The sequence below is a fragment of the uncultured Cellulomonas sp. genome, from assembly GCF_947494015.1.
In the GTDB taxonomy this organism is placed as follows: domain Bacteria; phylum Actinomycetota; class Actinomycetes; order Actinomycetales; family Cellulomonadaceae; genus Pengzhenrongella.
Window position 1 is genome coordinate 114,669 of sequence record NZ_CANLTL010000012.1, and the last position, 12,295, is coordinate 126,963.

The following is a 12,295-nucleotide window of genomic DNA, read 5'->3' on the forward strand; positions in this document are numbered from 1 at the left end:
CGCCCGGGTGACGGCCCGGGACGCCGTCGCAGGTGAGCCGCTCGCCGGTCGCCGGTGCGGTCAGGCCTTGGCGGCGCTGCCGAGCACCGCGTCCAGCCCCACGGCGGCGCCGTCGGCGGCGAACCACGCCCGGACCTCGCAGTGGTGGCACGAGACGAACGTGACCGCGGTCCCGTCGGTCAGGGTCATGGCGAGCCGGGTGAGCGACGTGCCGGCGCACCCCGAGCAGCGTGCGAGGTGGGCCTGGGCCGGTGCCGTGGCCGTCACGATCGACCCGAGCCGGACGGGGGCCGCCTCGGTCCGACGACTGCGGCCCCGCTGGCTGGGGACCGACGACGTCGCCCGGGTGCTCGTGCGGGCCGCCGTCACGGCGCCGACCGGGGTCGGGAACGTGGTCGGCAGCGCCGGGGCGTCGTCGTGCTTCGTCTCCGGCACCCTCACCTCAGGCCCCGTCCCCGCGCAGCACCCGCAGGTGCCCGCGACGGCCGACCTCGGTGGCCTGCACGGGCTCGGGGGCCCGGTGCCGGGGACGCCCGGCCTCGCGCACGGCGTCGGCGAGCGCGAGCAGGTCGTCCTGGCTGGGACCGGACTGGACGAAGTCGGGCGTCAGTCGCACGACCTCCCACCCCCGCGGGGCGGTGAGGCGCTCGGCATGATCGGCGCACAGGTCGTACGAGTGCGGCTCGGCGTGGTTGGCGAGCGGCCCCAGGACCGCGGTCTGGTCGGAGTAGACGTAGGTCAACGTCGCGACGGCACCGCTGTCGCAGGCGGTGCGCGAGCACTGACGGACCGATCTCACACGCGAACGGTACCTGCCCGGCCGCGGACCGCAGTACCGGCACGCGACGCACGCGCGGGTGATCTCGCCGCCCGCCCGCCACCGGGCCCGGCACCGGACGCGTGCGCCGTTACGCTGCTGCGGTGAGCAGAGCGCCCGCTCCCCGCGAGCCCGTCCGTCCGGCCCGGCGTCGCGACCGCCGCGGCCGGGGCCTGCGCGGTCCGCTCCTGCCGCCGGCGCTGCCGGCGTACCGCACCCGGGCCGAGCGGTTCGACGACCTCGTGCTCGCCGCGGTGGAGCGGCTGGAGAAGCGGTGGGCGCGCCAGCTCGACGGCGTGGAGTTCGCGGTCGAGGACGTGCCGCCCTCGCAGCCGGCGCCCTGGGAGCACGGTGGTGTCCCGCTGGGTCGGTACTTCCCGGCCGACACCGGCCTGGCCGCCCGGATCGTGGTGTACCGGCGTCCGGTGGAGACCCGGGCGGTGGACGCCGAGGAGCTGGAGGACCTGGTGCGGGACGTCGTCGTCGAGCAGGTGGCGCACCTGCTGGCCCGCAGCCCGGACGAGGTGGACCCCGAGTACTCGGGGGGGCACTAGCCTCGGGTGCGATGAGCCCCACCTCGCGCCCGCCGGTCCGGGTGATCTGCGTGACGTACAACCCCGGACCCGAGCTGGACGCCCTCGCCGCCTCGCTCGCCACGGCGACCGCGAGCCCGGTCACCCTCGTCCTGGCCGACAACGGCTCGACCGACGACCGTCCGGAGCGGGTGGCCGCCGCGCACGGCGGGCAGGTGCTGCGGATCGGCGACAACGTGGGGTACGGCGCGGCCGCCAACCGCGGCGCGCAGGACGCGACCGAGCCGTGGCTGGTCGTGGTGAACCCCGACATCGTCTGGGCGCCCGGCTCGCTGGACGCGCTCCTGGCCGCCGCCGAGCGGCACCCGACCGGCGGTGCGTTCGGGCCGGTCCTGCTCAACCTCGACGGGTCGGTGTACCCGTCGGCCCGGGCGCTGCCGTCGCTGACCCAGGGGGTCGGGCACGCGCTGTTCGCGCGGCTGTGGCCGGGCAACCCCTGGACGCGTGCCTACCAGCGCCGGCAGGAGTCCGCCGAGCGCACCGAGCGCGAGGCGGGCTGGCTGTCCGGCGCCTGCCTGCTGCTGCGCCGGGAGGCCTTCACGGCGGTCGGCGGCTTCGACCCGGCGTACTTCATGTTCTTCGAGGACGTCGACCTGGGCGAGCGGCTGGGACGCGCCGGCTGGCGCAGCGTCTACGTGCCGTCGGCGCGGGTGACGCACGTCGGCGGGACCTCCTGGCGGGACCGTCCGGCCCGGATGATCTCCGCGCACCACACCAGCGCCCGCCGCTACCTGCACCGGCGCTACCACCACCGGTACCAGGCGCCGCTGCGGGCGGCGATCAGCCTGGGCCTGGCGGTGCGCGAGGCCGTGGAGCTGCGCCGCGCGGGCTGACGCCCGGTCGCGTCAGCGCAGGCCCCAGGCGGTCAGGGCAGGCCCAGCCGGTCCGCGCGCCGGACCAGGACGGCGGGCGGTGCCTGCGGCCCGGGGACGGGGGTCAGGACCGAGAGCAGCTCGTCCGGCCCCTGGCCGGACGTCGCCAGCACCCACCACGCCAGCGTCGCCGGCCCGTCCGCGCCGGTGGCGGCCTCGTCGGTGCCGTCGCCCTGGTCGGCCGTGCCGGCGTCGGTCTGCGTGCCGCCGTCGGTCTGCGTGTCGTCGCCGCCCCGGGCAGCGGCGTCCGTGTCGGCGTCCGTGTCGGCGTCCGTATCGGCGTCCGTGTCGGCGTCCGTGTCGGCGTCGTCGCCGGGGGCGCCGGCGGCGGGGCCGCTCAGGTCGTCCACGGGCACGACGTCGTCGGGCACGAGCTGGACCGCGGCGACCGGGCGTCCCCGGCCCAGCGTGGCGGCGTCCACGCGCTCGGTGGACCCGGCCGGCACGGTCACCCGCTGCTCACCCAGGACCTCGCCGTCGGAGCCCAGCGCCCGCAGCACGCCGCCGGCGGGCCGGACGCCGCCCCCGTCGGCCTCGGCGCCCGGCGGCGCCACCGATCCGATGACGACCGTGCCGGTGACGCCCGCCGGGATCGCGACGACACCGGCCGCTCCCACCGGGCCGGACGCGACCCAGGCTCGCTCGAGGGTGGGGATGTCGTCGAGCTCGACGGGTGGACCCTGGCGGGTGAGCACCGCCCCGGCGACGACCGGGGCGTCGGCGTCGACCACCGCCGTGTACGGCCCCGCCGGCAGCCCGGCCAGGGACACGTCGGTCACCTCCCCCGGACCGAGCTCGACCTCCTCCGCTCCGGCCAGGGTGACCGGCCCGTCGGGGCCGAGCAGGGTCAGGCCGACGCGGGCCCGCTCGTCCCCGGGCGCGAGCAGCCGGACCTGGGCCGTGTCGCTCGCGCCGGTCTGGCTCGCCGGCACGACCAGCCCGCCGACCACCTGGCGGGTCGCGGGTCCGGCCCCCGCGGTCACCAGGTCGGTGCCGGCCGGGGTGAACCCCTGCAGCCGGCTGTCCTGGATGTGCGCGGACACCAGCCCACCGGCCGCGCTGACGTGGACCGCGACCCGTCGCTGCTCGGCGGCGATGCCCTCGAGCAGCAACCCGCGCTCCGCACCGGGGGCGACCAGGAACGTCCCGCCGCCGACCACCTCGACCGGCCCGGTGGGACCCCACACCTCCAGCGACACCTCGGCCGGGGTCCGCCCCGCGTTGGCCACGACCAGCAGCGCGCTGCTGCCGATCTCGGTGCTGCCGCCGACCAGCCAGATGCTGGCCGAGGGCTGCTGGCAGGACGCCGCCGCGAGCCCGCGCAGGTCGCCCTCGGTGGTGACCGAGGCGCTGGCGCCGCCCGCCGGTGCCGCCACGTCACCGGCCGGCTCGACCCGCAGGACCGTCGCGCCGTCGACGTCCGCCAGGCCGTCGACCCCCGCCGGTCCGGCGCCGGGCAGCCGCAGCAGCGGCGAGCCGCCGCCGAGCGGGGACAGGGTCGCGGGCGGGGCCGTCCGGGCGCCCGCCGGCGCCGTGGTGGCGACCCGCTGCGCGGTCAGGGTGTCCACCGGGGTCGGGTCGAACGCGGCGTCCCCGGCGGCGCTGTCGTCGGGCAGGACGAGCGGCCCCGGGCACACCAGGGTCGTCGCCGTCGGCGGCACCTGCACCACCGCGCCGGGCGCCGCCGGCACGGGCGGCACGTCCAGCCACGTGCCCGCCACGGCCACGCCGGCGACCACGGCGACGGCGGCGATGCCACCGGCCAGGCGGGCGATCCGTCCGGTCCGGCGGCTCATCGGGCTCCTCCTCGACGACGGCGCAGCGGCAGGGCGAGCAGGACGACCAGGCCGAGCAGCACGGCCTGGACGACCGACCACACCCGGCGCTCGGTGGTCTCGTACGACACGGTCAGCACGCCGCCCGACCCGCCGACGGCGAACGCCTGCCGCCAGCCGTCCTCGACCGCGGGCAGCTCGCGTCCGTCCAGCCGGGCCGTCCACCCGGGGGCGGACCGCTCGGCCAGGACGACGGTCCGATCCTCGTCACCGGCCGGCACGACGCTGCGGACCGACAGGTCCCCGGCGGCCAGCGCGGTGGCCTCGCCGTCCGGGTCGACCAGGCGCGCCCACGAGGTCACCGGGGCCTGGGGTGCGGGCGCGGGGGCGGCGCCGTCGTCGGCGGCGCCGGTCGCGGACGCGCGGTCCGTCGTCCGTCCGGTGGACGGGACGGCTGGGCGGACGACCCGCCAGATCACCCCCGTCTCGCTCTCGGTGATGCGCTCGAGCCCCGCGGTGGCGTCCAGGCGTCCCACGAGCTCCGCGCGCGGCGCCGCACCGGCGTCGCCGGTCGCCGGCGGGACGAGCACCGCACCCACCGCGAACGCGGCCAGGTCCCCCGAGACGTCGCCCACGGCCCCGGACGCGAGCCGGGCCACCAGCCGCTCGAGGGCCGTCGTCGCCGGATCCGGGTCGACGGGCCGGGCCGCGGAGACCCGGCCGTCCAGGCCGCGCGCCCGGGCGGCGGCCGAGGTCTCGGTCAGCTGCGGCCCGTCCCCGCGCAGCACGCCGTAGGTCACCCCGCCGTCGTCCGCGGGCGCCAGGGCGAGCACCCGCGAGCGCGCCTCGGAGGTCTGCGGCTGACGTCCGACGGCCGGCACGACCGGTCCGGCGAGCGTGGTCACCGCCGGGCCCGTGCCGCCGTCCCCGGTCCGCTCCAGGGCCAGCCACTGCGTGAGCGGGACGAGCGGGGCGAGCACCGCGAGACCGGTGAGCGCACCGGCCGCGACCTGGCGCCAGCCCCACGCGTGCCGCGCGACCCGCGCCCGGACGCCGTCGGCCCCCAGGACGGCGGCCGCGAGCAGGCCGAGCATCAGCAAGGACACCCCGGCGCCCGGCCAGCCGCGCACCACCGCACCGTCGACCACGGCGGTCTCGACCCGCGCGGCGAGCACGGCGGCGGCGAGCCCGCAGGCGGCGACCAGCCAGCCGGCACGCACACCCCGCGCGACGCCGGGGCCGCGCAGCAGCGCGAGCAGCGCCAGCAGCACCAGGACCGCGCCCAGGACCAGCGCGAGCAGCGTCGCCACGTCGGCACCGACCGCGTCGGCCAGTCCGGTCCCGGGCGGCACGGGCCGCCCGAGCAGCGCCTGCCACGCGGGCGCAGCGGCGGACGGCACGGGCAGCGCCGGCTCGGCCACCAGCGCACGCCAGCCCCCCGCCGTCCAGCGGGTCACCGCGTCCTGAACCAGCGGCCCGGCCAGCACCAGCGCGGGCAGGGCGACGAGCAGCAGCCGGCGCCGGCTGCCGCGGGCGGCCAGGGCGACCGCGACCAGGGCCACCAGCCCGGCGGGCAGCAGCACCGGCGCACCGGCGACGGCGACGGCGAACGCGAGCCCGCCGGCCGCGGCGGCGGTGACCGAGCCCGTGCGGTCGGGGCCGTCCTCGGCGGCAGGCGTGCCGGGCGGCGGGGGTGGCGGCTCGTCCGGGTCGGGCACGACGAGCGCCGTGGCGCCGCGGGCCACCGGCACGTCGGGGGCCTCGGCGCCCGCCGGGCCACCTGCGGTGGCCGTCGCGCCGCCCGCCGCCGCGGCGGCGCTGTGCCCGGCCTCCCCGTCCCGGGCCGGGCCGGTCGCGGCACCGACCTCGTCGGCGTCGTCGTGCGCGGACCGCGCGCCCACCAGTCCGGAGACGACGACGTCGCGTCGCTGCACGCCCAGCGCCCGCGCGACGCCGAGCGCAGCCCAGGGCAGCGCGGCGTGCGCGAGGACCGCCCCGAGCCGTCCGCCGTCCACGGCGGCGTGCAGGGCCGGTGCCGCCACCCAGACCAGCGCGGCCCACCAGCGCAGCCCGACCGCCCGGGTCGCCGCACCCGCGGCGAACCAGGCGCCGGTGCCGGCGAGCAGCAGACCGCCGAGGTAGAGCAGGTCCACGGCGCCCTGGGTCACGCCGCCGGTCAGGACCGTGACCGGGACCAGCACGGCGAGCAGCGGGTCGGCCGGCGCGGGCCGGCCCAGTCCCCCGTCGACCCACCCGAGGGTGACCGCCCGCCACAGCGCACCCAGGTCGGCCCCGGCCGGCAGCAGACCGCCACCGGTCAGCGGCCGGCCCCCGACCGCGGCCACCAGGAGCGGACCGAGCGCCACCACGGTGAGCGCCACCAGCGCCACCAGCAGGGCGCCCAGACCGAACCGCCTGCGGGTGGCCAGCTCGGCGAGCTCGGCCAGCTCGAGCTCGCTCGGCGCCTGCCGCACCCGGCGCACCTCGCGGCGGGCGAGCAGCCGGTCACGCTCCTCGCGGATCACGTCCCGCCACGACGCCTGCAGGGGTCGCAGCGATCGGCGCGGCAGCCGGCGTGCGCGCCGGGCGGTGGCGCGCGACCGGGCCATCCGGCCCGGGTTGACGATCGCGACCACCGGGGCCGCGAGCTCGGCCGTCGCCAGCACGGCGTCCTTGCTCGCGACGCGGTACAGCGACCGCACCACGGCGGCGACCAGGAACGCGACGGTGAGCAGCGGCAGCAGCGGCAGCGGCACCGCCGCGAGCCGGGCGTGCACGTGCGCGCGGCGCCGGGTCGCGAACGACCGTCGTGGGTCGGCCGACGGGCCGACGCGCGGGTCGGGTGGCGGGTCGGCGGGCAGGTCGGCCGGCAGGTCGGCCGGCAGGTCGGCCGGCGCGGTGTCCGGCGGGGCGGCCGACCGGTCCGCCGACAGGTCGGCCGCGGTGGCCGGGGCGTCGTGCGGGTGGGGGTCCTGCGGGTGGGCGTCGTGCGGGTGGGCGTCGTGCGCGGCCGTGCCGGTCAGGACGTGCAGCAGGTCGTCGTCGCGCAGCCCGGCGTAGGACGCGCGGGCGTGCCGGACCGCCGCCCGGGGGACGACGACGACGCGGTGACCGGCGAGCCGGGCCCGGCGCGACAGGTCCAGGCCGTCGCCGAACGGGCCCAGCGCGGGATCGGGCCCGCCGAGCTCGTCCCAGACGTCCCGCTTGACCAGCGCGCCGGCGAGCCCGACGGCGAGCACGTCCTCACGCCCGTCGTGCTGGCCCTGGTCGACCTCGCCGTTCTCCAGGCCGGTGACCCGCCGGCCGAGGCGGGACGTGGTCAGCCCGACCTCGAGCAGGCGGGTCGGGTCGTCCCAGGCACGCTGCTTGGCCCCCGCGACCGCGACCGACGGCGCGTGCTCGACGACCCGGACCAGCTCGGCGAGCGCGGTCGGCTCCGGTGCGCTGTCGTCGTGCAGCAGCCACAGCCAGCCGGGGGTGTCCGTGGCGGCACCCGTCCCGAGCGCGCCCCGGACGGCGTCACCGAACGTCCGCGCGCCCGGCGTCGAGAGCACCCGGACCTCGGTGCCCGTCCCGGCGAACGCCGCGCCGGCCAGCCGCTCGACCGCCGGGTCGACGGCGGCGTCGATGCCGGCGCCGGTGCGGGCGGGGAGCGGTGCGGACGTGGCCGGCGGAGCGGCGTCGACGACCAGGACGGCGTCCGGGGTACGCGTCTGACCGGCGAGCGCGCGCAGCGTCGTCGGCAGGTAGCGAGTGGTCCCCCGGGTCACCACGACGGCCGTGGTGCGGGGACCACGGCGGAGCGGGAGGGGTCCGGTGACGGGCGGTGAGTCAGTCATCTGTCCCTATGGTGCGCCCGCCCGCGGGGTGGATCAGACCACGCGACGCTTGAGCTTGCGCCGCTCCCGCTCGGACAGACCGCCCCAGATGCCGAACCGCTCGTCGTGCTCGAGGGCGTACTCCAGGCACTCGGACCGGACGTCGCAGCCGGTGCAGACGCGCTTCGCCTCCCGGGTCGAGCCGCCCTTCTCGGGGAAGAACGCCTCGGGGTCGGTCTGGGCGCACAGCGCGCGCTCCTGCCAGCCCATGGCAGGGTCGTCCTGCGGGGTGCCGAAGATGGGCAGCACGGGGGCCACCGCGATGGCCGGACGGTCCTGGTCCGAGGGGAACGGTCCGTCCTCGTCGAGCAGATTCCACATGCAGGTGCCTCCGGCTCGAGTGCGGTGAGATGTCGTGCGCTAGAGGAATTACACGCGTGTCGTTCCCGATAGTCAAGCGCGCAGGTGGTAGGCGGTGGAGCGGCGACGGTCGGCCTCGGGGCCGGGCTCGCCCGTAGCCTGGCGCCCATGCCCGCACCCGCGCCCCTGCCCGCACTCGTCGACACCCTGGCCGCGAGCGGCGGCAGTCCCCGGCTGACCGCCTACGACGCGGACGGCGAGCGGGTGGAGCTGTCCGGCGCCGTGCTGGCCAACTGGGTGGCGAAGACCACCAACCTGCTCGTCGAGGAGCTCGACGTCGCCCCGGGGTCGACCGTGCGGCTCGACCTGCCCGCGCACTGGCGCACGCTGGTGTGGGCGATGGCGACCTGGCGGGCCGGCGGCTGCGTGGTGCTGGGTCAGCAGGACGGCACCGACGTCGTCGTGACCGACCGCCCCGAGCCCGGCGTCGCGGACGCGGTGGTGGCGGTGGCCCTGCCCGCCCTGGCCCGCCGCTTCGACGGCACCCTGCCGCCGGGGGCGGTCGACGCCGCGGCGGCCGTGATGACCTACGGCGACGTCGTCGGCTGGACGCCCGCGACCGACCCGGCGGCCCCCGCGGTCCGCGCGGGGGTCGCCGTCGGCCCGCAGACCGCCGGCGACGCGGAGGTCACCGAGGTCGACCACGCCGCGCTCGCCGGCTGGGCGACGGCCGGGACGACGTCGGCCCCGGGCGACCGCGTCCTGCTGGCGGCCGACCCGGACCGGGCCACGGTCCCCCGCTGGCTGCGGACCGCCCTGGGCGTCCTGCTCGGCGGCGGCTCGCTGGTCCTGGTCGGGCCCGCGCTCGCGGTCGAGCTCGCGACCGACCCCGCGCGCCGGGACCGCCTGGTGGCCACGGAGCGGGTGACCGCCGGCGCGTGATCTCCCGGACGGGCGCGTCAGACGCCGGACGGCTTGCGGAACGCGACCAGCATGATGTCGCTGAGCGACCGCGAGTTGAGCAGCGGCGCGGCGAGCCACCCGACGACCACGGACGCGACCGTGACCGGGGACGGCCGCCGGTCGAAGTGCGCCCGCTCCCACAGCCCGGCCCGGCTCATGCTCGGCAGGTGGGTGACCTCGACGACCTCGAGCCCCAGCGAGCACCCCAGCCGGGTCAGCGCACCGGCGTCGAAGTACCACAGGTGCGGGGACGGCAGGCCGCGCTGCCACAGGCGGTCGAACACGCTGGGGACCCCCAACCGGCGCAGGACGTCGGCGACGCGGTACACGATCCCCCGCCGGTCCGGGATGTTGACCACGAGCAGCCCGCCCGGCGTCAGCCGCGACGCGCTCTCGGCGAGCGCCTCACGCGGGTCGGGCAGGTGCTCGAGCACGTCGTTGAAGGTGATGACGTCGAACAGGTCGTCCGGCCGCAGGGCCTCGGGGAAGAAGCCGATCCGCACGTCGGACCCCGCGCCGATGGCGCGTCGGGCGACGGCGACGTCCGGCTCGACGCCCACCGCGCGCAGGCCCTGCGCCGTGGCCCGCTGCAGGAGCCAGCCGTGGGCGCTGCCCACGTCGAGCAGCCGGGCACCGTCCGGGGCACCCCACGACCGGATCCGCTCCACGACCGTGGCGTTGTTCTGCCGTCGCAGCTGCGCCAGCCCCGTCGCCCGGGCCGTCTCGTCGATGAGGTCCGGGTCGTCGTTGATCGTCACGTCGAGGGTGGAGGCGTGCGTGCCGCACCGGGGGCACCGCACGTGCCAGGCGGGACCCGCCGCGGTCATGGGGGTGAGGCAGACGCAGCAACGGGGAGCAAGCACTCCGAGCACTCTACCGGCGGTCCGTCAGGGCACGTCCGCCTGGACGAGGGTGCCGGCGCCGCACGCCGTCAGGCTCCCCTCGGCGGCCGGCACGAAGACCGACCCGCCGCGCTCGAGGCGCACGCTGTGACCGGCCGACGACACGGTCACGACACCGTCGAGGCAGAGCAGGACCCGCGGTCCCCGACCGGGCAGCGGGTGCACGCCGTCGTCGTCGAGGTCGGTGATGGACAGCTCGAAGTCGTCCACGGGGGCGTAGAAGACCCGGGTCGCGCCGTGGAACACCTCCGGTGCCGTGCGGATGGGCGGTGCTGCGACGTAGTCGACGCACTCCAGCAGCTCGTCGACGTCCACGTGCTTGGCCGTCAGCCCGGCCCGCAGGACGTTGTCGGAGTTGGCCATCACCTCCACGCCGAGGCCTCCCAGGTACGCGTGCACCCCACCGGCCGGGACGAACAGGGCCTCGCCCGGCTGCAGGGACACGGGGTTGAGCAGCAGGGCGGCCACGACGCCCGGGTCGCCGGGGTAGGCCGCCGCGAGCGTGAGCACGGTGGCGTCGGCGCGCGGCGACGTCGAGCCGGCCGCCAGCCGCTCCCGGCACGCCTCGACGAGCTCGGCGACGTCCTGCGCCGACGGCCGGTCGGCCGGGTCGAGCAGGCTGGTGAACGCGGCGCGGACCCCGGCGGGCGAGGGATCGGCGCGCAGCACCCCGTGCAGCTTGTCGGCGAGCGGTGAGGCGAGCCCGGCGAACAGCTCCGCGGCGCGGCGCGGCGCACGGAAGCCGCACAGCGCCTCGAACGGCGTCAGCGCGTACACCAGCTCGGGCTTGTGGTTGCGGTCGCGGTAGCTGCGGTGCGGGGCGTCCACCGGGATGCCGGCCCGCTCCTCGGCGTCGAAGCCGGCGCGGGCCCGGTCCACGTGCGGGTGCACCTGCAGCGACAGCGGCTGGGCGGGCGCGATCAGCTTGAGCAGGTAGGGCAGGCAGTCCCCGAAGCGGGCCCGCACGTCGTCGCCGAGCATCGCGCTCGGGTCCGACGCGATGAGGGCGGCCAGGTCCGGGTGCTCCGCGGCCTCGACCAGCGCCGGCGAGCTCGGGTGGGCCCCGAACCACAGCTCGGCGACCGGCGACCCGTCCACCGGTAGGCCGAGCAGCCCCGGGATGGCGGTCGGCGAGCCCCACGCGTAGTCCCGGGTGGTCGGCTGCATGGTGAACACCGGCAGGTCCCCTCTCGTCGGCCCTCCAACGATAGGCGGGACTCGGCGGCGGGTCGCCGAGGCACCGCCGTCCGGGTGCAGGGCCGGCACGTTTTCACCCGGCAGGCGGCGCGAGCCGGGTGCGGCACACTAGGGGACCATGCGCGGAATCATTCTGGCCGGAGGCTCGGGGACCCGACTGCACCCCATCACCCTGGGGGTCAGCAAGCAGCTCGTCCCGGTGTACGACAAGCCGATGATCTACTACCCGCTGTCCACCCTGATCCTCGCGGGCATCCGGGACGTGCTGGTGATCACCACCCCGCACGACGCCGAGCAGTTCCGGCGGCTGCTGGGGGACGGCTCCCAGTTCGGCATCTCCATCACCTACACCGTGCAGGCCGAGCCGAACGGCCTGGCGCAGGCGTTCGTGCTGGGAGCGGACTTCGTCGGCACGGACTCCGCGGCGCTGGTCCTGGGCGACAACATCTTCTACGGCGCGGGCCTGGGCTCACAGCTCGGGCGGTTCGAGACCATCGACGGCGCCGCGGTGTTCGCCTACCGCGTCGCGGACCCGACCAGCTACGGCGTCGTGGAGTTCGACGCCGACGGCACGGCGCTCTCCCTGGAGGAGAAGCCGGCCCGCCCCAAGTCCAACTACGCGGTGCCCGGCCTGTACTTCTACGACAACGACGTCCTGGCGATCGCGCGCGACCTGCAGCCGTCGGCGCGCGGGGAGTACGAGATCACCGACGTCAACCGGCACTACCTCGAGCAGGGGCGGCTGCGGGTCGAGGTGCTGCCGCGCGGGACGGCATGGCTGGACACCGGGACGTTCGACTCGCTGGTGGAGGCCTCGGACTACGTCCGGACCATCGAGCACCGCCAGGGGCTGAAGGTCGGTGCGCCCGAGGAGGTCGCCTGGCGGCGCGGCTTCCTGTCCGACGACGACCTGCGGGTCCGGGCCGAGGGCCTGGTCAAGTCCGGCTACGGCCGCTACCTGCTGGGGCTGCTCGACGAGGGTCGCTGACCCGCCGCCC

The 12,295-nt window shown here is 77.6% G+C and carries 11 protein-coding genes; 4 read left to right on the forward strand and 7 right to left on the reverse strand.

Annotated features, from left to right (window positions below):
* Positions 1-60 precede the first annotated feature (60 nt).
* Both Q0840_RS14070 and Q0840_RS14075 read right to left on the reverse strand, forming a co-directional pair.
* Positions 61-435, reverse strand: a complete 375-nt coding sequence (locus tag Q0840_RS14070) for a hypothetical protein (protein WP_298460403.1) — start codon at positions 433-435, stop codon at positions 61-63.
* 7 nt (positions 436-442) lie between these two features.
* Positions 443-799, reverse strand: coding sequence for a DUF3499 domain-containing protein (locus Q0840_RS14075; protein ID WP_298460404.1), 357 nt, complete (start codon positions 797-799; stop codon positions 443-445).
* Positions 800-1,005: 206 nt separating this feature from the next.
* Here Q0840_RS14075 and Q0840_RS14080 point away from each other — a divergent pair, with 206 nt between their 5' ends.
* Positions 1,006-1,371 carry a metallopeptidase family protein gene (locus Q0840_RS14080; protein ID WP_298460456.1) on the forward strand — a complete coding sequence of 122 codons (366 nt, stop codon included), beginning with the start codon at positions 1,006-1,008 and terminating at the stop codon, positions 1,369-1,371.
* An 11-nt stretch (positions 1,372-1,382) separates the two neighbouring features.
* Positions 1,383-2,243 carry a glycosyltransferase family 2 protein gene (locus Q0840_RS14085; protein WP_298460406.1) on the forward strand — a complete coding sequence of 287 codons (861 nt, stop codon included), beginning with the start codon at positions 1,383-1,385 and terminating at the stop codon, positions 2,241-2,243.
* Between the two features lie 32 nt (positions 2,244-2,275).
* Here the strand turns inward: Q0840_RS14085 and Q0840_RS14090 are convergent, their stop codons facing one another.
* Genes Q0840_RS14090 through Q0840_RS14100 form a run of 3 tightly spaced genes read right to left on the reverse strand, consistent with a single transcriptional unit; the run spans position 2,276 to position 8,256 of the window.
* Positions 2,276-4,078 (reverse strand): DUF5719 family protein, encoded by a 1,803-nt coding sequence (locus tag Q0840_RS14090; protein WP_298460408.1) that lies wholly within the window; start codon positions 4,076-4,078, stop codon positions 2,276-2,278.
* Entirely contained in the window at positions 4,075-7,896 is a 3,822-nt protein-coding gene (locus Q0840_RS14095) for a glycosyltransferase (RefSeq protein WP_298460409.1), read from the reverse strand. Before Q0840_RS14095 ends, Q0840_RS14090 begins: the two co-directional genes overlap by 4 nt.
* Positions 7,897-7,929: 33 nt before the next feature.
* Positions 7,930-8,256: a WhiB family transcriptional regulator gene (locus tag Q0840_RS14100; protein WP_298460410.1), complete on the reverse strand. Its 327-nt coding sequence runs from the start codon at positions 8,254-8,256 to the stop codon at positions 7,930-7,932.
* 147 nt (positions 8,257-8,403) lie between these two features.
* Between Q0840_RS14100 and Q0840_RS14105 the strand changes: the two genes are divergently transcribed.
* The gene (locus Q0840_RS14105; RefSeq protein ID WP_298460411.1) at positions 8,404-9,177 is read left to right on the forward strand and encodes a TIGR03089 family protein; all 774 of its coding nucleotides are present in this window, start codon (positions 8,404-8,406) and stop codon (positions 9,175-9,177) included.
* A 17-nt stretch (positions 9,178-9,194) separates the two neighbouring features.
* On the opposite strand, the gene Q0840_RS14110 is transcribed toward Q0840_RS14105, so the two are convergent.
* Together Q0840_RS14110 and manA are read right to left on the reverse strand one after the other, a co-directional pair.
* A complete protein-coding gene (locus Q0840_RS14110; protein ID WP_298460412.1) occupies positions 9,195-9,956 on the reverse strand; it encodes a class I SAM-dependent methyltransferase in 762 nt (253 codons plus the stop codon).
* 129 nt (positions 9,957-10,085) lie between these two features.
* Positions 10,086-11,267: a mannose-6-phosphate isomerase, class I gene (gene manA, locus Q0840_RS14115; protein ID WP_298460458.1), complete on the reverse strand. Its 1,182-nt coding sequence runs from the start codon at positions 11,265-11,267 to the stop codon at positions 10,086-10,088.
* A gap of 148 nt (positions 11,268-11,415) precedes the next feature.
* On the opposite strand from manA, the gene rfbA reads away from it, so the two are divergent.
* The gene (rfbA, locus tag Q0840_RS14120; protein ID WP_298460414.1) at positions 11,416-12,285 is read left to right on the forward strand and encodes a glucose-1-phosphate thymidylyltransferase RfbA; all 870 of its coding nucleotides are present in this window, start codon (positions 11,416-11,418) and stop codon (positions 12,283-12,285) included.
* Positions 12,286-12,295: the final 10 nt, after the last annotated feature.